This is a genomic window from Phenylobacterium glaciei (genome assembly GCF_016772415.1).
GTDB classification, from domain to species: Bacteria; Pseudomonadota; Alphaproteobacteria; order Caulobacterales; family Caulobacteraceae; genus Phenylobacterium; species Phenylobacterium glaciei.
In genome coordinates, this window is record NZ_JAGSGD010000002.1 from 97,057 (window position 1) to 118,592 (window position 21,536).

Below are 21,536 nucleotides of genomic sequence, written 5' to 3' on the forward strand. Positions count from 1 at the left end.
AAACATAGACTTTGACAGCTTCCGCCCGGGGCGTGAGGTTGCGCGCCGGAACGGTGAAGGACGGAGGCTCACATGCAGGGCGACAAGGCGATCATCCAACTGCTCAACGCGGTCCTGACCAATGAGCTGACGGCGGTGAACCAGTACTTCCTGCATGCGCGGATGTACCAGAACTGGGGTCTCGCGAAGCTGGGCGAGATCACCTACCAAGAATCGATCGGCGAGATGAAGCACGCCGACAAGCTGATCAAGCGCATCCTGTTCCTGGACGGCCTGCCCAACCTGCAGGACCTGCACAAGCTGCGGATCGGCGAGACGGCGCCGGAATGCATGACGTCGGACCTCGCCGTCGAGGTGGGCGGCCGCGCCGACCAGATCCGCGGCATCAAGCTGTGCGAGGAGTCCGCCGACTACGTCACCCGCCAGATCCTGCGCGAGATCCTCACCGACACGGAGGAACACATCGACTTCCTGGAAACCCAGCTCAGCCTGGTCCGTCAGCTGGGCGAGCAGAACTACCTGCAGAGCGCCATGGGCGAGATGTCCGGCGGCGAGGGCCACTGACACTCTCGGCCCGGCTCCACGGATCGGCCAAGCCGCGCGGGATCGACTCCCGTCCAATAGGAGCTAGGCTTCCAGCCTGAAGCTTCGGGGGGAGGGCGGCATGTCTCAAGACAAGACGCGCGGCGGCAACGGCATGGTGATCGCCGGCGCCTCTGTGGGCACGGTCTTCGAATGGTACGACTTTTATCTGTACGGCTCGCTGGCGGGCTTTATCACCCAGCACTTCTTCTCCGGGGTGAACGAGACCACGGGCTATATCTTCGCCCTGCTGGCCTTCGCCGCGGGGTTCGCGGTGCGCCCCTTCGGGGCCCTGGTGTTCGGTCGCCTGGGCGATCTCTGGGGCCGCAAGAACACCTTCCTGGTCACCATGCTGCTGATGGGGCTTTCGACCTTCGCGGTCGGCCTGTTGCCCGGCTATGACCAGATTGGCGTCGCCGCCCCCGTAGCCCTGATCGTCATGCGCCTGATCCAGGGCCTGGCGCTCGGCGGCGAGTACGGCGGCGCGGCCACCTACGTCGCCGAACATGCGCCTCCCGGCAAGCGCGGCCTCTATACCAGCTGGATCCAGACCACCGCGACGCTCGGCCTGTTCCTCAGCCTTGTGGTCATCCTGGTGGTGCGCACGATGCTGGGGGAGGAGGTCTTCAAGGCCTGGGCCTGGCGTATCCCCTTCCTGGTCTCGGCCCTGCTGCTGGTCGCCTCCCTGTGGATCCGCCTGCGGCTGAACGAGAGCCCGGTCTTCCAGAAGATGGTCGACGAGGGGACCACGTCGAAGAAGCCGCTCACCGAGGCCTTTGGCCAGTGGAGCAACCTGAAGCTGGTGCTGCTGGCGCTCGGCGGCCTCACCGCCGGCCAGGCGGTGGTCTGGTACACCGGCCAGTTCTACGCCCTGTTCTTCCTGGAGAAGATGCTGAAGCTGGACGGGGCGCTGGCCAACACCCTGGTGGCCATCGCCCTGATCCTGGGTGTGCCCTTCTTCGTGGTGTTCGGCTGGCTGTCGGACAAGGTCGGCCGCAAGCCGATCATCCTGCTGGGCTGCCTGCTGGCGGCGCTCACCTATTTCCCGATCTTCAAGGCGATCACCGCGCAAGCCAACCCGGCGCTCGCCGCCGCGACCGCCACCAACCCGGTGACCGTGATCGCCGATCCCGCCGACTGCGCCTTCCAGTTCGACCCCGTGGGCAAGAAAGCCTTCACCTCCTCCTGCGACGTGGCCAAGGGGGCGCTGGCGACGGCGGGCGTGACCTACACCAATCAGGCGGCTCCCGCCGGGACCCTGGCCGTCGTGAAGATCGGCGCCGTCGAGGTGTCCGGCATGGACGGGACCAAGCTTGCCAAGGCCGACTTCGCCGCCGCCAAGACCGCCTGGACCAAGGCGCTGGGCGCGGACCTCGCCAAGGCCGGCTATCCGGCCAAGGCCGACTCAGCCCTGGTCCACAAGCCCGCCGTGGTGGGCTTGCTGTTCCTGCTGATGTTCTACGTGACCATGGTCTATGGGCCCATCGCCGCGGCCCTGGTGGAGATGTTCCCGGCGCGGATCCGCTACACCTCGATGTCGCTGCCCTATCACATCGGCAACGGCTGGTTCGGCGGCTTCCTGCCCACCACCGCCTTCGCCATGGTCGCGGCCACCGGCAATATCTATTACGGCCTCTGGTACCCTATCGTCATCGCCGCGGTGACCGTGGTGGTGGGCGTGTTCTTCGTGAAGGAAATGCGCGGCGCCAATATCGATGCGTGACTACGAAAAGGCCGCCGCTCAGCTGAGCGGCGGCCTCGTCGTGACGACTGATCGGACGGTCTATTCGGCGGCTTGGCGCGTGACGCCGAGCTTCGGGGCCAGTTCGCCGGAGGCGTAGCGCTTGGCCATGTCCGAGAGCGGGATCGCCTTGATGCTGGAGGCGTGGCCGGCCGTGCCAAACTCCTCGAAGCGCTGGACGCAGACCTTGCGCATGGCTTCCTTGGCGGGCTTCAGGTAGCCGCGCGGGTCGAACTCGCCGGGCTTCTCGACGAACACCTTGCGGATCGCCGCGGTGATGGCCATCCGGTTGTCGGTGTCGATGTTGATCTTGCGCACGCCATGCTTGATGCCGCGCTGGATCTCTTCCACCGGCACGCCCCAGGTCTGGGGCATCTCGCCGCCGTACTGGTTGATCAGGTCCTGCAGATCCTGCGGCACCGACGAGGAGCCGTGCATCACCAGGTGGGTGTTGGGCAGGCGGCGGTGGATTTCCTCGATCACGCCCATGGCCAGGACGTCGCCGTCCGGCTTGCGGGTGAACTTGTAGGCGCCGTGGCTGGTGCCCATGGCGATGGCCAGGGCGTCGACCTCGGTGGCCTTCACGAACGCGACGGCCTGGTCCGGATCGGTCAGCAGCTGGTCATGGCCCAGCTTGCCCTCGAAGCCGTGGCCGTCTTCCTTCTCGCCCATGCCGGTCTCAAGGCTGCCCAGCACGCCGAGCTCGCCCTCGACCGAGGCGCCGACCCAGTGGGCCATGTCCACCACGTTGCGGGTGACCTTGACGTTGTAGTCGTAGTCGGCGGGCGACTTGCCGTCGGCCATCAGCGAGCCGTCCATCATCACCGAGGTGAAGCCGTACTGGATCGCCGTGGCGCAGGTGGCCTCGTTGTTCCCGTGGTCCTGGTGCATGCAGATCGGGATGTGCGGGTACAGTTCCGCCATGGCGTCGATCAGGTGCTTGAGCACGATGTCGTTGGCATAGGAGCGGGCGCCGCGCGACGCCTGCATGATCACCGGCGAGTCGGTGGCCTCCGCGGCCTCCATGATCGCCAGGGCCTGTTCCATATTGTTGATATTGAACGCGGGCACGCCGTAGCCTTGCTCGGCCGCGTGATCCAGCAGTTGTCTCAGTGTGACCCGGGCCATGTGTCCCCGTGCTCCCTCAAAATCGTCAGTCTAGTTGGCGAGAGCCGCCACGCCGGGCAGTTCCTTGCCTTCCATCCATTCAAGAAACGCGCCGCCCGCGGTCGACACGAAAGTAAAATCGTCCGCGCAGCCGGCGACATTCAGAGCCGCGACTGTATCACCACCACCGGCCACCGCCACAAGCTTGCCGCTCTTGGCCAAGGCGGCGGCGTGACGGGCCGCGCTCACCGTGCCCTTGTCGAAGGGCGGTATCTCGAAGACCCCCAGGGGGCCGTTCCAGATCAGGGTCTTGGAGTTGTCCATGGCCCGGCACAGCCGTTCAACAGTCTCGGGCCCGGCGTCCAGGATGCGTTCGTGCTCGTCCACCTCGCCCAGGCCGCGCACCCGGGCCGCGGCGCCGGGGGCCAGGGTCTCGGCGACCACGATGTCCAGCGGCAGGAAGAGCTTGCAGTTGTTCTGCCCGGCCAGACGGATGATGTCGCGCGCGGTCTCGGCTAGGTCTTTCTCGCAATAGGACAGACCCACATCGTGGCCTTGCGCGTAGAGGAAGGTGTTGGCCATGCCGCCACCGATCGCCAGCTTGTCCAGCCGGGTGACCAGGTTGCGCAGCAGATCCAGCTTGCTGGAGACCTTGGAGCCGCCGACGATGCCCATGACCGGCCGCTCGGGATGGCCGAGCGCCTTGTCCAGGGCGGTGAGCTCCAGCCGCATCTGCTCGCCCGCATAGGCCGGCAGCAGGTGGGCCAGGGCCGCCGTGGAGGCGTGCGCCCGGTGGGCGGCGGAGAAGGCGTCGTTCACATAGAGATCGCCGTTAGCGGCCAGCGCCTTGGCGAACTCCGGGTCGTTGGCTTCCTCGCCCGCATGAAAGCGGACGTTTTCCAGCAGCAGGACGTCGCCGTCCTTCATGGCCGCGATGGCCGAGGCCGCCGCCGGGCCCACGCAGTCGGGACCGAAGGCGACGGGCGCTCCCAGCACCTTGGCGAGCGCCGGCGCGATGGGCTCCAGGCTCATGGCCGGGACCACCTTGCCCTTGGGCCGGTCGAAGTGGGCCAGCAGGATCACCTTTGCCCCGCCGGCCCGCAGCGTCTCGATCGTCGGGACCGCGGCGCGCAGGCGGGTGTTGTCCGACACCTCGCCCTCGTGCATCGGCACATTGAAGTCCACACGAACCAGGGCGCGTCGGCCCTTCAGGTCGGCGTCGTCGAGGGTTCGGAATGCCACGGTCTGATCCCTAGATCAGCTTCGCCATGGCGAGCGCGGTGTCGCTCATGCGGGTCGAGAAGCCCCACTCGTTGTCGTACCAGCTCAGCACGCGGCAGAGCCCGCCGTCGACGATCTGGGTCTGGGGCAGGGCCACCGTCGAAGACGCTGGGGCGTGGTTGAAGTCGATGGAGACCAGCGGGTCCTTGGTCACCGCCAGCACGCCCTTGAGCGCGCCGTTCGCGGCGGCTTCGAAGGCGGCGTTGATGGCCTCGACCGTGGTGGTGCGGGTGGGCACGAAGGTCAGGTCCACCACCGAGACGTTGGGGGTCGGCACGCGGATCGAGGAGCCGTCCAGCTTGCCCTTCAGGGCCGGGATCACCAGGCCCAGAGCCTTGGCGGCGCCGGTCGAGGTGGGGATCATCGACATGGCCGCGGCCCGCGCGCGGTACAGGTCGGAGTGCATCGTATCCAGGGTCGGCTGGTCGCCGGTGTAGGAGTGGATGGTGGTCATGTAGCCACGCTCGATGCCGCACAGCTCCTGCAGCACGTGGGCGACCGGCGCCAGGCAGTTGGTGGTGCAGGACGCGTTGGAGACCACCAGGTCGGCGGCGGTCAGGGTGTCGTGGTTGACGCCATAGACGATGGTCTTGTCGGCGTCGGTGCAGGGGGCCGAGACCAGGACGCGCTTGGCGCCGGCGGTCAGGTGGGCGGCGGCTTTTTCCTTGGTGGTGAAGATGCCGGTGCACTCGAACGCGATGTCGACGTTCAGGGCGGCGTGCGGCAGGTCCTTGGGATCACGGATCGCCGTGACCTTGATCTTGCCCAGGCCGACGTCGATCCAGTCCTCGCCGGTGGTCACCACACCGGGGAAGCGGCCGTGCACGCTGTCGTAGCGCAGCAGGTGGGCGTTGGTCTCGACAGGACCCAGGTCATTGATCGCCACGACCTCGATGTCCGTGCGGCCATGTTCGACGATCGAGCGCAGGATGTTCCTGCCGATGCGGCCGAACCCATTGATGGCGACGCGGACGGTCATGGAGATCTCCTCTAGAGCTGAGCTTATACTTGGATTTGGGGGCGGTTTTTCGGGCTGGAGGGCGCTAAGTCAACCCCTGGACCGATCAAGTCTTGCCGCAAAGTGTGTCGACCCGCTGATTCCGCGACGTCATCGCCCGGTCTTTGGCCGAAAGCTTGGCAATACGGCCTAATAATATGACTTTATAGCCGGAAGCCTCAGCCGAGGACGATCGAGACCCGATCGGCGGCGAGCTTGGCGTTGGCGCGCGCCAGGTCGGTATCGGCGGCCCGCGCCAGGGCCACGCCCATGCGGCGGCGCTCGAAGGCCTCGGGCTTGCCAAACAGCCTCAGATCCGCGCCGGGAACCTCCAGGGCGTGGGCCACGCCCTCGAAGGCCACCCCCTTGGCCTTGACCCCGCCATAGATCACCGCGCTGGCGCCCGGCTCGCGCAGGGTGACATCGACGGGCAGGCCGAGGATGGCGCGGGCATGCAGGGCGAACTCGCTCTGCACCTGGGTGGCCAGCGTCACCAGGCCGGTGTCGTGGGGCCGGGGGCTGACCTCGGAGAACCACACCTCGTCGCCCCTCACGAACAGCTCGACCCCGAACAGGCCCAGGCCGCCGAGTGATCCCGTCACGGTGGCGGCGATGTCGCGGGCGCGGTCCAGGGCGGCAGGGCTCATCGCCTGGGGCTGCCAGCTCTCCACATAGTCGCCCTTCACCTGCCGGTGTCCGATAGGGTCGCAGAAGGCGGTCTCGATGGTTCCTTCGGGGCCACGGTAGCGGACGGTGAGCTGGGTGATCTCGAAGTCGAAGTCCACGCGGCCCTCGACGATCACCCGGGGCTGCTCCACCCGGCCGCCCTCCAGGGCGTATTTCCAGGCCGCCGCGATCTGGTCGGGGCGCTCGACATAGGACTGGCCCTTGCCCGACGAGCTCATCACCGGCTTGACGAAGCAGGGGAAGCCCGTGACGCCCTCAGCCGCGGCGGCCAGCTCGACCTCCGTCGAGGCGAAGGCGTAGGCGCTGGTGGGCAGGCCAAGCTCCTCGGCGGCCAGCCGGCGGATGCCTTCGCGGTTCATGGTCAGCTGGGCGGCGCGCGCCGTGGGAATGACGGTGGCCAATCCTTCAGCCTCGATCCGCACCAGTTCGTCGGTGGCGATGGCCTCGATCTCCGGCACGATCAGGTGCGGACGCTCCAGCTCGACGAGCGCGCGCAGAGCCGCCGCATCGGTCATGGCGATCACGTGGGACCGGTGCGCCACCTGCATGGCCGGCGCATCGGCGTAGCGGTCCACCCCGATCACCTCGCAGCCTAGCCGCTGCAGCTCGATCGCCACCTCCTTGCCCAGTTCCCCGCAGCCGAGCAGCATCACCTTGACGGCGGAGGGCGAAAGCGGCGTGCCGAGGCGCATGGTGATGATCCCTAGAGCTTGGACTTCGCCGCCGCCGCGACGGCCTCGGCGGTGATGCCGAATTCCTTGTAGAGGCGGTCGGCCGGGGCGCTGGCGCCGAAGCCCTGCATGCCGACGAACACCCCGTCCTCGCCGATGAACCGCTCCCAGCCGAAGCTGGCGGCGGCCTCGACGGCGACGCGGACGGTGGTCTTGGCCAAGACGCTCTCGCGATAGGCGGCGGGCTGGGCGGCGAACAGTTCCCAGCAGGGGGTGGAGACCACGCGGGTGGCGATCCCCTCGGCCTGCAGCAACTCACGCGCCGCCATGGCCACGCCGACCTCGGTGCCGGAGGAGAAGATCGTCACCTGGGCCGCGCCGTCGGCGGCCGCCAGCTCATAGGCGCCCTTGGCCGACAGGTTCTCGGACGACGCCACGGTGCGCGCCGCCGGGGTCTTCTGCCGCGACAGGGCCATCAGGGACGGGCCGTCCTTGCGGGCGACAGCGAGTTTCCAGCACTCGGCGGTCTCCACCAGATCTGCGGGGCGGAACACGTTCAGGCCCGGCATGGCGCGCAGGGCGGCCAGGTGCTCGATCGGCTGGTGGGTGGGACCATCCTCGCCGACCCCGATCGAGTCGTGGGTCATCACGTGGATCACCCGGGCGCCCATGATCGCCCCCAGACGGATCGCCGGGCGGCTGTAGTCGGAGAACACCATGAAGGTGCCGGCATAGGGGATGACCCCGCCGTGCAGGGCCATGCCGTTCATCGCCGCGGCCATGCCGAACTCGCGGATGCCGAAATTGATGTAGCGGCCCTCATAGGCGGGCGCGTCGAAGGCCAGTGTGCCCTTCACCAGGGTGTTGTTGGAGCCGGTGAGGTCGGCCGAGCCGCCCACCATCTCCGGGATGTTGGGGAAGAGCGCGGTGAGCGCCGCGCCGGAGTGCTGGCGGGTGGCCGCGCCCGGCTTGGTCTGAACCGCCTCGGCGATCAGGGCGTCGATCTTTTCGAAGGCGTCGGCGGGCAGGTCCCCCTTCACCGCGCGGGTGAAGTCGTCGCGGTAGTTGGAGGCGGCCAGCGTCTGTTCCCACTTGCGGCGCTGTTTGCCGCCGCGGCGGCCGGCGGCGCGCCAGGGCTTGTAGACGTCCTCGGGCACCACGAAGGGCTCGTGGGCCCAGCCCAGCTTCTCGCGGGTGGCGGCCACCTCGGCCTTGCCCAGCGCATTGCCGTGGGTGGCGTGGCTGCCCTCCAGGGTGCCCGCGCCCTTGCCGATCTTGGTGGCGCAGGCGATCAGGCTGGGCTTGTCCTGCTTGATCGCCCAGGCCATGGCCCGGCGGATCTGGCCCATGTCGTGGCCGTCGATGGACTTCACCGCCCAGCCGGCGGCCTTGAAGCGGGCCACCTGGTCAGTGGCGTCCGACAAGGAGACGTCGCCGTCGATGGTGATGGAATTGTTGTCCCACAGCACGGTCAGCTTCGCGAGCTTCAGGCGGCCGGCGATGCCGATGGCCTCATGGCTGACGCCCTCCATGAGGTCTCCGTCGCCGCATTCGACCCAGGTGCGGTGATCCACCAGGTCCTCGCCGAAGCGCGCGGCCATGCGGCGCTCGGCGATGGCCATGCCGACAGCGGTGGCCAGGCCCTGGCCCAGGGGTCCGGTGGTGGTCTCGACGCCAGGCGTGTGGCCCACTTCCGGGTGGCCCGGGGTCTTGGAGCCCCACTGGCGCAGGTTGCGCAGCTCGTCCATGCTGACCGCCTTGAAGCCCGACAGGTGCAGGAGGCTGTAGAGCAGCATCGATCCGTGCCCGCCCGACAGCACGAAACGGTCGCGGTCGGCCCAGTCGGGCTTGGTGGCGTCGTACTTCAGGAACTTGGTCCAGAGCACCGTGGCCACGTCGGCCATGCCCATGGGCATGCCGGGGTGACCGTTGGAGGCCTGTTCGACGGCGTCCATGGAAAGGACGCGGATCGCGTCGGCCATGGTCTGGAGCGGTGCGGGCATGGAGCTTCCGGTGAGTCTGAACGGGAATTGCGGGCGGGGTCGCACGCACGCAACATCGGGTCAAGGAACGTGACGGGTTCCGGCGTGAGCCTACCCCGGTCTATAGATTAACAGTCACACCTTCGGAGCGTCGAATGAACCGGGAGTCTGCGGGCGATAGCGCCCTCGACCAGGCCGCCAAGCGGCTGGATCGCGCGGTCGCCCAGCTGGAACAGCGCTTGGCCGCGCGCGCGCCGCAGGCCGGCGAGGAGCCGGGCGGCCTGTTCGACCAGGACCGGGCCAAGCTCGCCGACGAACTGGACAAGGCCCGCGCCCGTGAGCGCGCCCTGGAGGACGCCGGGGCCGAGGCGTCTGCGGCCTTGGGCCGCGCCATCGCCGAGATCCAGGCGGCGCTGGCCGACCACGACGGACCCATCCCCGCCGAAGAAAACGAAGAGGTCTAGGCCATGGCCCAGATGATCATCGAGGTGAACGGCCGCCCCTATACCGTCGGCTGCGAGGACGGCCAGGAACAGCACCTGATCGAACTGGCCCGCATCTTCGACCGCCAGGTCCGCCAGGTCTCCCAGGACATGGGCCAGCTGGGCGACACCCGCCTCTTCCTGATGGGCGCCCTGCTGCTGGCCGACGAGCTCTCCGACGCCAAGGCGAGACTGGGCGCGGTCCAGGCCGAACTCGCCCGCATGCAGTCGGATCAGGCCCGCATCGAGGTCCGCGCGACGCTCGCCCTCGACAACGCCGCCAAGCGCATCGAGAAGCTGGCGGCGGAGTAACGGCGCCGCTCATCCCACTTTTTGGTCGTCATGGCCGGGACAAGCCCGGGGATGACGATTGCTAGTTTTCTACCGCCGCCCGAACAGACGCTCGATGTCGGCCAGTTTCAGTTCCACATAGGTGGGCCGCCCGTGGTTGCACTGGCCCGAGTGGGGGGTGGCCTCCATCTGGCGGAGCAGGGCGTTCATCTCGGGCGCCGACAGCCGCCGTCCCGCCCGCACCGAGCCATGGCAGGCCATGGTGGAGCAGACCTCCTCCAGCCGTTCCTTGAGGGCTAGGGCCTGGCCGTTCTCCGACAGATCGTCGGCGATGTCGCGCACCAGGCCGGCGACATCGGTCTCCCCCAGCAGGGCCGGGGTCTCGCGCACCAGCACCGCACCGGGACCGAAGGCCTCGACGGAGAGGCCGAGCGCCAGCAGCTCGTCAGCCTTGGCGATCACGCGCTCGGCCTCGGCGGGATCCAGCTCCACCACCTCGGGCAGCAGCAGGGCCTGGCGGGACACCCCGCCGCCCGCCATCTCCACCTTCATCCGTTCATAGACCAGCCGCTCATGGGCGGCGTGCTGGTCGACGATCACCACGCCGTCGCGGGTCTGGGCGACGATATAGGTCTCGTGCACCTGGGCCCGGGCGGCGCCCAGCGGGAAGTCGACGGGATCGAACACCACCGAAGCGGCGGGCGCCTCGTGCAGGCCGGGGCCGGGGGTGTAGCTGCTGGGCTCGTATTGCGTTTCTGACCGGGCGGAGACCTCTGTCAGGCCGGGGATCGCCTGGGCGGCGGCCTGCGCCCAGCCGCCCATTTGCCAGGCCGAGAAGCCCTGGGCCGAGGGTTGCGGGACGTAGCCGGGCCGGAAGCCGCTCAGCGCCTCGCTGGCCACCGAGGTCGAGGCCCTGTGCCCGGCGCCGGCCAGCACGTGGCGCAGGCCCGAGACGATCAGGCCGCGCACCATGGCGGGGTCGCGGAACCGCACCTCGGCCTTGGCGGGATGGACGTTGACGTCCACCTGGCTGGGATCGAGCTCCAGATAGAGCGCCACCAGCGGATGGCGGTCGCGGGCCAGGAAGTCGGCATAGGCGCCGCGCAGGGCGCCCTGCAGCAGGCGGTCGCGTACCGGGCGGCCGTTGACGAACAGGTACTGGTGGGCCGAGTTGCCGCGATTGTAGGTGGGCAGGCCGGCGAACCCCGACAGCCGGATATTGTCGCGCTCCTGGTCGATGGCCAGCGCATTGTCCTGGAACTCACGCCCCATGATCGAGGCCAGCCGAGCCAGGCGGCCGTCGGGCCCGCGGCTCTCGGCGGGCAGGCGCAGGGTGCGGCGGCCATCCAGGTCGAGCGCGAAGCTGACCGCCTCATGGGCCATGGCCTGGCGCTTGATCTCCTCGGCGATGGCCATGGCCTCCGAGCGCTCGGACTTCATGAATTTCAGCCGCGCCGGGGTGGCGTAGAACAGGTCGCGCACCTCCACCCGCGCGCCGTGCGGGCCCGGGAAGCCGGATGGCGAGACCGCCCCCATGGCGCCGCCCTCGACGAGGATGGAGTGGGCGTCGGTCTCGCCCCTCGCCCGCGAGGAGATCGACAGTCTCGCCACCGAGCCGATGGAGGGCAGGGCCTCGCCCCGGAAGCCCAGGGTGTGGATGTGCAGCAGGTCATAGTCCCCGGCATCGTCGGGGCTGAGCTTGGAGGTGGCGTGGCGCTCGACGGCCAGCGGCAGCTGGTCGGCCGCCAGCCCATTGCCGTCGTCGGCCACCAGGATTCGCGTCAGGCCGCCACCGTCGGCCTGGACCTCGACGCTCGTGGCGCCGGCGTCCAGGGCGTTCTCCACCAGTTCCTTGACCGCGCTGGCAGGCCGCTCCACCACCTCGCCGGCGGCGATGCGGTTCACGGTCTCGGGCGGCAGGCGGCGGATGGTCATGGTGAAGCCTAGATCCTCAAGCCCGATATATAGGGCGATTCCAGGGAGACGCCGCAGATGAGGTTCGCACGCGCGCTGGCACTCGCGGCCGTCCTGCTGGCCGCGCCCGCCACGGCCCAGACCCCCGACCCCGATGCGGTCCTGGTGGAGGAGCTGGTGGTGACCGCCCGGCTGCCGGGCCCGGCCTGGTGGCGGGTCTCCGACGCCGACAGCGTGGTCTATGTCCTGGGCGCGCCCTCGGTCATGCCCAAGTCCCTGGCCTGGGACCAGAGCGTGCTGACCCGGCGGCTGGAGGGCGCAAACCGGGTGATCCTGCCCTTCAACCAGGTGAGCGTCAGCCTGCTCACCGCGCCCGGCGCCGCCATCAACCTGCTGCGCCTGAGGTCGAAAACGCCCTACGAGGCCACCCTGGCGCCGGCGCTCAAGGCCCGGTTCGTGGCGGTGCGCACCCGCAGCGGCAAGCCGCCTGAGCGCTACGCGACGAAGAACGGCCTCGCCGCCGGCCTGATCCTGGTGGACGACTACCGCCAGGCCAGCCAGCTCACCGCCGCCGACCCGGCCAAGACCATCCGCCGCCTGGCCAAGGCGCGGAAGATCAAGACCGAGGAGAAGAGCTACGACGTGGGCGGCTTGCTGGGCCAGGTGGTCCGCACGCCGCCGGCCGCGCAGCTGGCCTGCCTGGACGACGCCCTGGATGAGGCCGAGGCCGGCCCCTCAGCCGCCCGCCGCGCCGCCCAGGCCTGGGCCGACGGCGATGTGCGCGGCGCGCTGGCCGCCGAGCGCGGCTTCGAGAAGTGCCTGGCCTCGGCCCCGGGCGCGCTGGCCCTCGACCGCCGCTTCAAGGCCGATCAGGCCGCGGCCATCGCCAAGGCGCTCAAGACCCCTGGCCACGCCATCGTCGTGGTCCCCCTGCGCCCGCTGCTGGCCCAGGGCGGTGTGCTGGATCAGCTGCAATCGCAGGGGTTCGAGGTGAAGACGCCTGGAGAAGACTAGGCTGCTTGATCTCGCTCAACGCCAGGCAGGCCCTTGCGCGTCAGCCTGCGGGCAAACCGCGCCTGGGAGATAACGTGTGGCCGATTCAAGACACATCGCCGGTCTGGCAGGGCCCACCCTGGTGGCCATGACCACTTCAGAAGCCCTCAACCTGGACATCTGGGCCGGGGTCAGCCCCACCCTGGTCTATCTGAACGGCTTGATGCTGTTCGTTGCCGGCGTGGCGATCATACGCACCCACAATGTCTGGACGCGCGGCTGGCCGGTGCTCGTGACCCTGCTGGGCTGGGGAGCCCTGACCGTCGGGTTGTTACGCATGTTCGCACCGCGCGCGCCGCAGCTTGCGCCGAGCGGATCGACCTACGCGGTCATCGGGTTGTTGTTCCTGGTGGGCGGCGTCCTGACCTTCCAGGGCTACCGCCGACCGGGGCCTAGAGACCGGGCAGCTTGATCCGGGTGCTCCGCTCACGCGCGATGATCACCGGCTTGTCGCCGGTGACTTCGCGGATCTTGGCGGCTTCGGAGGCTGGGTCGATCGGCGCGGCGACATTGTCGCCGGCCGCCGCGGTCGCCGCGGCGTTGGCCTTGCCGTCCTTCCAGAACATCACCTTGTCGGCGAAGCTCTTTTCCTTGTGGGCCAGATCGCCGCCCTCGTCGTCGACGACGTAGCGGATCAGCGGGTCGGCCTTGTCGGCGCCGGCCTTGGCCACCAGCATCTTCTCGCCGTCGGAGCGGGCCTCGGCGTCGCGGCGGCCCAGCAGGGCGGTGCGCGCGGCGCTCTCGGGCTGCAGTTCCTGCGGACGGGGTTCACCCGGGGCCGGCGGACGCAGCGAATAGTCGGGCGGCACCACCAGGGGGGCCTTGGAGACCACGCGGAACTCGTCGGGAGTCACCTTGGTCATGCCCAGCGCCTTGCGGGACGAGGCGCAGCCGGTGAGACCCACCATCCCGATCAGGGCGGTCGCGACGATCACTCGGTTCAAGCTCATGAACTTATAGGCTCCGATTGGCCGCCCCCGGCCGGAATGGGATAGTCAGATACCGTAAACGGCGAGCAGCGCCAACGCGCTTTCAGGCCGCAGCTTCCTTGCGGGTGGAATCGAGCAAAAGGAAGACCACGCCGATGGTGATGGCCGAGTCGGCCACGTTGAACACCCAGGGGAAGAAGCCCAGGCGCTGGAAGTCGAGGAAATCCACCACCGCCCCGAAGCGGATGCGGTCGATGGCGTTGCCGATGGCCCCGCCCATCACCAGGCCCAGGCCCAGGGCCATGGGCCGGCGGATCGCCGTCCGCGCCCAGCCGGCCAACAGGATGGCCACCACCAGCGAGAAGCCGGTGAGCGCCCAGCGCACGATGTCATGGTCGGCCCGGAACAGGCCAAAGCTGACCCCCTGGTTCCAGACCAGGGTCAGGCTGAAGGGCCCGGCGACCGGCACGCTTGAGCCCGCCTGGGTTCCCAGCAGGCCGAGGACGGCATGCTTGGAGATCTGGTCGATGACGATGACGGCGAGCGCCAGCAGATAGGCGCTCCAGCCATATTTGGAGATGGCTTTCATGATCAGGCCCTTTCAGCGTCCCAGGCGGCGACGGCCTCGGCGTCCCGCAGCGATAGTTCCGGATAGCGGGGATCAGAGCCCACCTCAGGCAGGATGCGCCACGAGCGGGCGCACTTCTTGCCGTCGGCCTTGATCGGTTCAACCGCCACGCCTGGGGTCTCGGCCAGGCGGAACGCGCTGGCGGGACCTTCGCCCGCGACCAGCGTCGCCTGGCTGGTGCGGAACAGCTCGGCCGCGTCCAGGCCCTTGAAGGCGGCCAGCAGCTCGGGATCGGCGATGTGAACCACGGGGGCGGCTTCCAGCGCCGCGCCCATCCGCTTCTCGCGGCGTTCCACTTCCAGGGCCCCGGTGACCACCGAGGTCACAGACTGGATTTTAGCCCAGCGTTCGGCTTCTGCGGGATTGGCCCAGGCGGCCGGGGTTTCCGGGAACACCCGCAGACAGTTGGAGGGGGCGTCCGGGAACCGGGTCGTCCAGGCCTCTTCCATGGTGAAGGGGATCAGGGGCGACAGCCACACCGTCAGCCGCTCGAACACCGCGTCCATCACCGTGCGCGCGGCCCGGCGGCGCAGCGCGGACGGCTGGTCGCAATACAGCGCGTCGCGGCGGATATCGAAGAACAGCTGCGACAGCTCCACCTGGCAGAACTCGGTGATCGGCCGGCTGACGTCCTGGAACAGGTAGCCGTCGTAGGCGGCTCGCACCTGGCCATCCAGCTCGTGCAGCCGGTGCAGGATGAAGCGCTCCAGCGGCGGCATGTCCTCCAGCGCCACCCGCTCGCTCGCCTCGAAGCCGGCCAGGGCGCCCAGCAGGTAGCGGACGGTGTTGCGCAGCTTGCGATAGGCGTCGGTGGTGGTGGCCAGGATGGTCTTGCCGATCCGGCTGTCGTCGGAATAGTCGATCATCGAAGCCCACAGCCGGATGATCTCGGCCCCGGACTCGCGGATCACCACCTCGGGGTCGACGGTGTTGCCCTTGGACTTGCTCATCTTCTCGCCGTTCTCGTCCATGGTGAACCCATGGGTGAGGATGGCGTCGTAGGGCGCGCGGCCCCGCGTGCCGGAGCTTTCCAGCAGCGAGGACTGGAACCAGCCGCGGTGCTGATCGGAGCCCTCGAGATAGAGGTCGGCGGGCCAGCGGGTGTGCGCGCGGTTCTCCAGGGTGAAGGCGTGGGTCGAGCCAGAGTCGAACCAGACGTCGAGGATGTCCTCGACCTTTTCGAAGCGCTCGGGATCGTGCTCGCCCAGGAAGTCGCTCACCGGCCGGGTGAACCAGGCGTCGGCGCCCTCGGCGGCGATCAGGTCGACGATGCGCTTGTTGAGGTCGGCGTCCACCAGCGGCTGGTTCGTTTCCTTGTCGACGAACATGGCGAGCGGCGCGCCCCAGGCGCGCTGGCGGCTGATCAGCCAGTCGGGACGGCTCTCCACCATGGCGCGGATGCGGTTCTTGCCGCCGGCCGGATAGAAGGTGGTGGCTTCGATGGCGTTCAGCGCGGTCTCGCGCAGGGTCTTGCCGTCGTGGACCTTGTCCTCGATGGGCTCGTCCATGCGGATGAACCACTGCGGGGTGTTGCGGTAGATCACCGGCGCCTTGGAGCGCCAGGAGTGCGGATAGGAGTGCTCCACCCGGCCGCGGGCCAGCAGGCGTCCGGCCTCGATCAGCTTTTCCTGCACCGCGCCGTTGGCGGGACCGAACTTGCCGACCTTCTTGCCCTCGGTCTCCAGCACCTTGAGGCCGGCGAACAGGGCCACGTGGTCGTAATAGGCGCCGTCCGGATCGACGGTCTCGGGGATCTCCCGATGGCCGTGGGCCAGCCAGACCAGGTAGTCGTCGGCGCCATGGCCCGGCGCGGTATGGACAAAGCCGGTGCCGGCGTCGTCGGTCACGTGGTCGCCGTCCAGCAGCGGCACGGCGAACTGATAGTAGCTATCCAACCCGGCCAGCGGATGCTCGGCGGTCACGCCCTGCGGGTCGAAGGTCTCGATCCGGCGGGTCTTGGCGATCTTGGCGGTCTTGAAGACATCATCGGCCAGCTTGTCGGCCACGATCAGCTTGTCGCCGGCCTTGGCCCAGGGCTCGAACTCCAGCCCCTCTTCCATGGCTTCCACCAGGTAGACGCCATAGGCGATGTCGTTGTTGTAGCTGATCGCCCGGTTGGCCGGGATGGTCCAGGGCGTGGTCGTCCAGATGACGATGCTGGCCCCGCGGGCGGCCTCGCTGCCCTCGACGACGGGGAACTTCACCCAGATGGTGGGCGAGTTGACGTCGGCATATTCCACCTCGGCGTCGGCCAGGGCGGTGCGCTCGACGGGGCTCCACATCACCGGCTTGGAGCCACGATAGAGCTGGCCCGAGGTGACGAACTTGTGGAACTCCGCGACAATGGCCGCCTCGGACGAATAGTCCATGGTGGCGTAGCGGTTTTCCCAGTCGCCGACGACGCCCAGGCGCTTGAAGCCCTCGCGCTGCACGTCGATCCACTTGGCGGCGTATTCGCGGCAGCGTTCGCGGAACTCGGCCTTGGAGACCTCGTCCTTGCGGCGGCCCTGGCCGCGCAGCTCTTCCTCGATCTTCCACTCGATGGGCAGGCCGTGGCAGTCCCAGCCGGGCACGTAGTCAACGTCGAAGCCCATCGCGAAACGCGAGCGGACCACGAAGTCCTTCAGGGTCTTCTGCAGGGCGTGCCCGATGTGGATCGCGCCATTGGCGTAGGGCGGGCCGTCGTGCAGTACGAACAGGGGCGCGCCGGCCGCCTGCCGTTCGGCGCGGATGGTGTTGTAGAGATCGAGCTTGGCCCAGCGGGCCAGAATCTCGGGCTCCTTGACCGGCAGGCCCGCCCGCATCGGGAACGGGGTGTCGGGGAGGAAGACGGTTTCGCGATAGTCGCGCGCGGGCTTGTCAGCGTCGTCGGCCATGGGGCTTTCCAGCGGAGTTCGGAACGAGTGTGCGGGTGATCCCGGCGCGCGCTGGAGCTTCGTCCGGCGGCGTCACGCCGGGCGGGTAATTCGCGACAATGTCCGAACCAAGGTCATAGCGGGCGGAGATAGCAGAGGCCCGCGCGTGGGGCGAGCCCTTTGCGCTCTACAGCTCCGGCAGCAGCAGGGTGCGGGCCCGCGCCGCGTCGGCGTGGATCTGGGCGACCATGGGGTCGAGGCCGTCGAACTTGGCCTCGTCGCGCAAGAAGGCCACCAGGTCGGTCTCGATCACCTGGTCGTAGATGTCCTCGTCGAAGTCGAACAGCCAGACCTCCAGGCGCGGCGCGATCTCCCCGTCGATGGTGGGGTTCACGCCGATATTGGCGACGCCGGCGATCTCGCGGCCGTCGGGCAGGCGGGTTCGGGTGGCGTAGACGCCGAAGCGGGGCAGCACATAGTCCCTCAGGTCCACATTGGCGGTGGGGAAGCCCAGGGTGCGGCCCAGCTGGCGGCCATGCTCCACCATGCCCTCGATGGCGAAGGGCCGGCCCAGGACCCGCGCGGCGATCTCGGGATGGCCGTCCCGCAGGGCTTCACGCACGGCGGTGGAGGAGAACTTTGCGTTCCCCTCGCCCACGGCCTCGGCCACCGAGACGCCGAATCCCAGCTCGACGCCGTAGCGGGCCATAGACTCGGGGCTGCCGGTGCGACCCTTGCCGAAGGAGATGTCGAAGCCCACGGCCACGTCGCGGACGCCCAGGCCCTCGTGCAGCACCTCAACAGCGAACTCGCGGTCGGCCATCTCCGCGAGCCCGGGGTTGAACGGCAGGACGTAAAAGATGTCGACGCCGAGATCGGCCAGCGCCCTGGCCTGCTGGTCGGGCTGCATCAGCCGGAAGGAGGGCGCCTCGGGCTGGAAGATGCGGCGCGGATGCGGCTCGAAGCTGACCACCCCCAGCGGCGCCTTGAGCTCGCCGGCGGCCTTGGCGGCCAGCGCGATCACCTGCTGGTGGCCGCGGTGCACGCCGTCGAAATTGCCGAGCGCCACGGCCGCGCCACGGTCGCTGTCGGCCAGGCCCTTCCAGTCGTGAACAATACGCATGGAGGTCAGGCGCCCTTCCGCGGGACCATGATCACCGCCTCGCCGTCCACCACGGTCTTGCCGTCCACCTGGCAGACGGTGGCCAGCGTCGCGTGGCCGCGCTTGTCGTCCAGGGCCTGGACCGTCACCCGCGTCACCACGGGATCGCCGAGCTTCACCGGCCGGCGGAAGCGCATGGACTGCGAGAGATAGATGGCGCCGGGGCCCGGCAGCTTGGTGCCGATCACCGCGGAAATGTAGGCGCCCGACAGCATGCCGTGGGCGATGCGGGTCTGGAAAGTGGTCGTCCTCGCATAGGCCTCGTCCAGGTGGACGGGGTTGGTGTCGCCGGAAACGGCGGCGAAGGCCTCCACGTCATTGGCGGTGACGACCTTGGTGGTCTCGGCGCTCTGGCCGACACTCAGATCTTCGAAGAACAGTCCCTGCACGCGCGCATCCCCTGGCCGTTGCGCTTCTTAGCGGCCTTGCGCCCACAAGCGAAGCCCTGGACGAGATCGGACCTGACGGCCAAGCTGGCAAGGACTGATCGGGAGACCCGCGATGAAATACTTGGCCCTCGCCCTGGCGCTGGCCGCCTGCTCGCCCCAGGCGCCAAAAGCTCCTGCGACTCCCGCTGTCGCGGCTGCGAAGGCGCCTGCGGCCGCGTCGCTCGGAACCATCCCCGAGACGACCGTCATGACCTTCGTCGGGAGCCTGCCCTGCGCCGACTGTCCCGGCATCCGCACCGAGCTGACCCTGACCCGCGACGCGCCCTATTCCGGAGACGGCAAGTACAGTCTGGTGGAGACCTATATCGACCGCGGCCCGCCGATCACCACCACGGGCATCTGGGGCACCCTGCGCGGCGACGCCTCCGACGAGGACGCCACCGTCTACGAGCTCAACCCGGAAAAGGCGGAAGGCGAACGTCGCCACTTCCGCCGCGAGGGCGATATGGCGCTGAAGGTTCTCGGCGGCGACATGAAACCCTTGCCGGACGCCCTGCCCAGCACGCTGAAGCGGGTGAAGTAGGGGCCGCTACCAGACCAGGTCCGCGATCGCGTAGGTGGCCGCCAGGCCGTCGGCGGCCAGCAGGTCCTCCACCGCTTTCGCGTTCAGGCCATCCGCGCCGATGGTCTCGGCCCCGTGGATGCCGCTGGCGACAAACAGCACGTCCAGGCCCTGGTCGTTGGCGCCCTTCACGTCGGTGGGCAAACCATCGCCGATGCAGAGCACCCGGCTCCGATCCACCGGCCGCCCCAGCAGCCGTTCGGCCTCCACCAGGCACAGTTCGTAGATCGGGGCATAGGGCTTGCCGGCCATCAGCACCTTGCCCCCCAGCTGGGCGTAGAGCTGGGCCAGCGCCCCGCCGCAATAGATCAGCCGGTCACCCCTCTGCACGACGATGTCGGGATTGGCGCAGGTCATCACCAGGCCGCGCTTGGCGCAGGCCTCGAAGCGTTCCTGATAATCGCCGGGCCCCTCCACCTCGTCGTCATAGGGACCGGTCACCGAGATGAAGGCGGCCTTGTCATAGTCGGCATAGTCCAGGCCCAGCCCCTCATAGAGCGGGGCGTCGCGGTCGGGGCCGACCCGCCACGCGGGGCCGGGGGCCAGCTCGCTCAGCAGCACCCGGGTGGCGTCGCCCGACGTGACGAAGGCCTGCCAGGCGGCGCGTTGCACCCCCAGCTCGTCGAGCTGCGGAATCACCGAGTGGGAGGGCCGGGGTGAGTTGGAGATCAGCACCACCGGCTTGGTCTCACCCCATTGGGCCAGGGCCCCGCAGGCGGCGGGGAAGCTCTCCCGGCCATTGTGGATCACTCCCCAGACGTCGGAGAGGATCACGTCATAGCGGTCGGCGAGGTCGGAGAGTCCGGAGATCAGCGCGGTCATGCGCCGGGCGGTACCGGCCCCCGCTCAGTTGGTCAATGCCGGCCGCCGGCGCGCCGGCGCATGTTGGTGCGCAGGAATTCAGCGGGGGGATCGGTCTCGGCCAGGATGGCGTCCTTGATCGGGCGCGGCTCCCCGAACAGGTGGCCCTGGCCGTAGGCGATGTCGAGCTCGAGGATGTCGACGATCTGGCGCTCTTCCTCGACCTTCTCGGCGATGATCTCGACGCCGTAACGGCGGGTGAGGCTGGCGAAGTCCTGCGCCGCCAGGTCGGGCATCGACTTCAGCACCAGGCCCTCGTCGGTATCCACCAGCTGGCCCAGCAGGAACTGGGCGCCGATCTTCAGGAACTTCACGTCCGAGCGGGCCAGGTCCTGGAAGTCGAGATCCAGGTCCACGACCTTGTCCAGGCTGAACCGGAAGCCGAGGTCGGCCAGCTTGCCCATGTTGCGGGCCTCCACCGCGCCGCGCGCGTCAAAGGCGGCCTGGCCCAGTTCGAAGATTAGGGCGCCGGCCAGGTCGCGGTTGGCGGCCAGGAGGTCGAGGAACTGCGGGAAGAAGCTCTCGTCGGCCAGGCTGGAGGTGGAGATGTTGCAGAAGATGCCGATCTTCTTGTCGGTCTTCGCCAGCCTGCGCACGATCTGCACGCAGCGGAACAGCAGCAGGTTGTCGATGGAGGTGACCAGGCCCTCGGGCTCGGCCACGGCCAGGTATTCGGCGGGCATCATCACCCGGCCGGTCTCGTCGCGCAGGCGCGAGAAGCTTTCGTAGAACACCGTCCGGCGCTGCGGCAGGCCCACGACCGGCTGCAGGTAGAGATCGACGCGGTTCTCGGCCAGCGCCTCGCGGATGGTCTCCAGCAGGGCGGCCGACTGACGGTGCTGCGGGGCGTGGCGGGCGCTGAGCGGCGGCGCCTGGACCATGCGTTCTTCCAGCCGCTGGCCCATCCGCTGGACCAGGTCCTCCAGCATGTGGACCTCGCCCGTCAGTTCCTCGGAGCGGCGGGCGGCGTCATCGGTGACGGTCTCGACGACCTGAACAACACGGGCGTCCATGCGCTCCATCTGGTCGATCAGGATGCGCTGGGCTTCGCGGATGTTCTCCAGCTCCCGGCGCAGGGCGGCGTTCTCCAGGCTGTGCATGATCAGGCCGTGGAAGGTGTAGCAAAGGGCGAATCCGGCGGCGAGCATGGAGAGGCCAGCCGCCCAGCCTCCCCCGTTACGCCACATGAGGAGGGCGAAGATCAGAGCAACACAGAGATAGGCGCCCGAAAGCAGCGCCAATGTGAGCCGTCGCATGGTCCCGCCCGAGCCTTTTCCCGTCAAACCTACGTTCGACGGGACA

At 68.7% G+C, this 21,536-nt stretch carries 20 protein-coding genes; 7 read left to right on the forward strand and 13 right to left on the reverse strand.

The window, feature by feature from the left end; translation table 11 throughout:
• The first annotated feature begins 72 nt into the window (after positions 1 to 72).
• The gene (gene bfr, locus JKL49_RS19285; RefSeq protein ID WP_215343063.1) at positions 73 to 564 is read left to right on the forward strand and encodes a bacterioferritin; all 492 of its coding nucleotides are present in this window, start codon (positions 73 to 75) and stop codon (positions 562 to 564) included.
• Between the two features lie 100 nt (positions 565 to 664).
• Positions 665 to 2,305, forward strand: coding sequence for an MFS transporter (locus tag JKL49_RS19290; RefSeq protein ID WP_215343064.1), 1,641 nt, complete (start codon positions 665 to 667; stop codon positions 2,303 to 2,305).
• A gap of 60 nt (positions 2,306 to 2,365) precedes the next feature.
• Here JKL49_RS19290 and fba read toward each other — a convergent pair whose 3' ends face one another.
• The 5 genes from fba to tkt all read right to left on the reverse strand — a co-directional run bounded on the left by fba (position 2,366) and on the right by tkt (position 9,069).
• The gene (gene fba, locus JKL49_RS19295; protein WP_215343065.1) at positions 2,366 to 3,451 is read right to left on the reverse strand and encodes a class II fructose-bisphosphate aldolase; all 1,086 of its coding nucleotides are present in this window, start codon (positions 3,449 to 3,451) and stop codon (positions 2,366 to 2,368) included.
• A 30-nt stretch (positions 3,452 to 3,481) separates the two neighbouring features.
• The gene (locus JKL49_RS19300) at positions 3,482 to 4,672 is read right to left on the reverse strand and encodes a phosphoglycerate kinase (protein ID WP_215343066.1); all 1,191 of its coding nucleotides are present in this window, start codon (positions 4,670 to 4,672) and stop codon (positions 3,482 to 3,484) included.
• A 10-nt stretch (positions 4,673 to 4,682) separates the two neighbouring features.
• Positions 4,683 to 5,690 carry a type I glyceraldehyde-3-phosphate dehydrogenase gene (gene gap, locus JKL49_RS19305; protein ID WP_215343067.1) on the reverse strand — a complete coding sequence of 336 codons (1,008 nt, stop codon included), beginning with the start codon at positions 5,688 to 5,690 and terminating at the stop codon, positions 4,683 to 4,685.
• A gap of 197 nt (positions 5,691 to 5,887) precedes the next feature.
• Entirely contained in the window at positions 5,888 to 7,087 is a 1,200-nt protein-coding gene (gene purT / locus JKL49_RS19310) for a formate-dependent phosphoribosylglycinamide formyltransferase (protein WP_215906625.1), read from the reverse strand.
• An 11-nt stretch (positions 7,088 to 7,098) separates the two neighbouring features.
• Complete coding sequence (gene tkt, locus JKL49_RS19315; protein WP_249778352.1) at positions 7,099 to 9,069, reverse strand: transketolase; 1,971 nt, start codon at positions 9,067 to 9,069, stop codon at positions 7,099 to 7,101.
• 26 nt (positions 9,070 to 9,095) lie between these two features.
• Here tkt and JKL49_RS19320 point away from each other — a divergent pair, with 26 nt between their 5' ends.
• Positions 9,096 to 9,512: a DUF4164 family protein gene (locus JKL49_RS19320; protein ID WP_488225850.1), complete on the forward strand. Its 417-nt coding sequence runs from the start codon at positions 9,096 to 9,098 to the stop codon at positions 9,510 to 9,512.
• Positions 9,513 to 9,515: 3 nt separating this feature from the next.
• On the forward strand, positions 9,516 to 9,842 hold the full coding sequence (locus tag JKL49_RS19325) for a cell division protein ZapA (protein ID WP_215343069.1): 327 nt from the start codon (positions 9,516 to 9,518) through the stop codon (positions 9,840 to 9,842).
• A 69-nt stretch (positions 9,843 to 9,911) separates the two neighbouring features.
• Here the strand turns inward: JKL49_RS19325 and mutL are convergent, their stop codons facing one another.
• Positions 9,912 to 11,756, reverse strand: coding sequence for a DNA mismatch repair endonuclease MutL (gene mutL / locus JKL49_RS19330; RefSeq protein WP_215343070.1), 1,845 nt, complete (start codon positions 11,754 to 11,756; stop codon positions 9,912 to 9,914).
• A 57-nt stretch (positions 11,757 to 11,813) separates the two neighbouring features.
• Here mutL and JKL49_RS19335 point away from each other — a divergent pair, with 57 nt between their 5' ends.
• Together JKL49_RS19335 and JKL49_RS19340 are read left to right on the forward strand one after the other, a co-directional pair.
• Entirely contained in the window at positions 11,814 to 12,749 is a 936-nt protein-coding gene (locus tag JKL49_RS19335) for a TraB/GumN family protein (RefSeq protein ID WP_215343071.1), read from the forward strand.
• A gap of 76 nt (positions 12,750 to 12,825) precedes the next feature.
• Entirely contained in the window at positions 12,826 to 13,200 is a 375-nt protein-coding gene (locus tag JKL49_RS19340; RefSeq protein ID WP_215343072.1) for a hypothetical protein, read from the forward strand.
• Here JKL49_RS19340 and JKL49_RS19345 read toward each other — a convergent pair.
• The 5 genes from JKL49_RS19345 to JKL49_RS19365 form a co-directional block, all read right to left on the reverse strand.
• Positions 13,181 to 13,738, reverse strand: a complete 558-nt coding sequence (locus JKL49_RS19345; protein ID WP_215343073.1) for a DUF3035 domain-containing protein — start codon at positions 13,736 to 13,738, stop codon at positions 13,181 to 13,183. The two genes, JKL49_RS19340 and JKL49_RS19345, sit on opposite strands and share 20 nt — an antisense overlap.
• Positions 13,739 to 13,820: 82 nt before the next feature.
• Entirely contained in the window at positions 13,821 to 14,306 is a 486-nt protein-coding gene (lspA, locus tag JKL49_RS19350) for a signal peptidase II (protein ID WP_215343074.1), read from the reverse strand.
• 2 nt (positions 14,307 to 14,308) lie between these two features.
• Positions 14,309 to 17,221: an isoleucine--tRNA ligase gene (gene ileS, locus JKL49_RS19355; RefSeq protein WP_215343075.1), complete on the reverse strand. Its 2,913-nt coding sequence runs from the start codon at positions 17,219 to 17,221 to the stop codon at positions 14,309 to 14,311.
• Positions 17,222 to 17,387: 166 nt separating this feature from the next.
• The gene (locus JKL49_RS19360) at positions 17,388 to 18,323 is read right to left on the reverse strand and encodes a bifunctional riboflavin kinase/FAD synthetase (protein WP_215343076.1); all 936 of its coding nucleotides are present in this window, start codon (positions 18,321 to 18,323) and stop codon (positions 17,388 to 17,390) included.
• Between the two features lie 5 nt (positions 18,324 to 18,328).
• Positions 18,329 to 18,751: a MaoC family dehydratase gene (locus JKL49_RS19365; protein ID WP_215343077.1), complete on the reverse strand. Its 423-nt coding sequence runs from the start codon at positions 18,749 to 18,751 to the stop codon at positions 18,329 to 18,331.
• Between the two features lie 112 nt (positions 18,752 to 18,863).
• Between JKL49_RS19365 and JKL49_RS19370 the strand changes: the two genes are divergently transcribed.
• The gene (locus JKL49_RS19370) at positions 18,864 to 19,334 is read left to right on the forward strand and encodes a copper resistance protein NlpE N-terminal domain-containing protein (RefSeq protein ID WP_215343078.1); all 471 of its coding nucleotides are present in this window, start codon (positions 18,864 to 18,866) and stop codon (positions 19,332 to 19,334) included.
• 6 nt (positions 19,335 to 19,340) lie between these two features.
• Here JKL49_RS19370 and JKL49_RS19375 read toward each other — a convergent pair whose 3' ends face one another.
• Positions 19,341 to 20,195 carry a TIGR01459 family HAD-type hydrolase gene (locus tag JKL49_RS19375; protein WP_215343079.1) on the reverse strand — a complete coding sequence of 285 codons (855 nt, stop codon included), beginning with the start codon at positions 20,193 to 20,195 and terminating at the stop codon, positions 19,341 to 19,343.
• Between the two features lie 32 nt (positions 20,196 to 20,227).
• Positions 20,228 to 21,490 (reverse strand): flagella assembly cyclic-di-GMP phosphodiesterase TipF, encoded by a 1,263-nt coding sequence (gene tipF / locus JKL49_RS19380; protein WP_215343080.1) that lies wholly within the window; start codon positions 21,488 to 21,490, stop codon positions 20,228 to 20,230.
• Between the last annotated feature and the right edge of the window lie 46 nt (positions 21,491 to 21,536).

What these genes read in the sequence shown, in the direction of transcription:
- gap (WP_215343067.1), bottom strand. Translation starts at nt 5,690, where the DNA reads ATGACCGTCCGCGTCGCCATCAATGGGTTCGGCCGCATCGGCAGGAAC.
- JKL49_RS19325 (WP_215343069.1), top strand. Translation starts at nt 9,516, where the DNA reads ATGGCCCAGATGATCATCGAGGTGAACGGCCGCCCCTATACCGTCGGC.
- purT (WP_215906625.1), bottom strand. Translation starts at nt 7,087, where the DNA reads ATGCGCCTCGGCACGCCGCTTTCGCCCTCCGCCGTCAAGGTGATGCTG.
- JKL49_RS19360 (WP_215343076.1), bottom strand. Translation starts at nt 18,323, where the DNA reads ATGCGTATTGTTCACGACTGGAAGGGCCTGGCCGACAGCGACCGTGGC.
- JKL49_RS19335 (WP_215343071.1), top strand. Translation starts at nt 11,814, where the DNA reads ATGAGGTTCGCACGCGCGCTGGCACTCGCGGCCGTCCTGCTGGCCGCG.
- lspA (WP_215343074.1), bottom strand. Translation starts at nt 14,306, where the DNA reads ATGAAAGCCATCTCCAAATATGGCTGGAGCGCCTATCTGCTGGCGCTC.
- tkt (WP_249778352.1), bottom strand. Translation starts at nt 9,069, where the DNA reads ATGCCCGCACCGCTCCAGACCATGGCCGACGCGATCCGCGTCCTTTCC.
- ileS (WP_215343075.1), bottom strand. Translation starts at nt 17,221, where the DNA reads ATGGCCGACGACGCTGACAAGCCCGCGCGCGACTATCGCGAAACCGTC.
- JKL49_RS19345 (WP_215343073.1), bottom strand. Translation starts at nt 13,738, where the DNA reads ATGAGCTTGAACCGAGTGATCGTCGCGACCGCCCTGATCGGGATGGTG.
- JKL49_RS19290 (WP_215343064.1), top strand. Translation starts at nt 665, where the DNA reads ATGTCTCAAGACAAGACGCGCGGCGGCAACGGCATGGTGATCGCCGGC.
- mutL (WP_215343070.1), bottom strand. Translation starts at nt 11,756, where the DNA reads ATGACCATCCGCCGCCTGCCGCCCGAGACCGTGAACCGCATCGCCGCC.
- tipF (WP_215343080.1), bottom strand. Translation starts at nt 21,490, where the DNA reads ATGCGACGGCTCACATTGGCGCTGCTTTCGGGCGCCTATCTCTGTGTT.
- fba (WP_215343065.1), bottom strand. Translation starts at nt 3,451, where the DNA reads ATGGCCCGGGTCACACTGAGACAACTGCTGGATCACGCGGCCGAGCAA.
- bfr (WP_215343063.1), top strand. Translation starts at nt 73, where the DNA reads ATGCAGGGCGACAAGGCGATCATCCAACTGCTCAACGCGGTCCTGACC.
- JKL49_RS19370 (WP_215343078.1), top strand. Translation starts at nt 18,864, where the DNA reads ATGAAATACTTGGCCCTCGCCCTGGCGCTGGCCGCCTGCTCGCCCCAG.
- JKL49_RS19375 (WP_215343079.1), bottom strand. Translation starts at nt 20,195, where the DNA reads ATGACCGCGCTGATCTCCGGACTCTCCGACCTCGCCGACCGCTATGAC.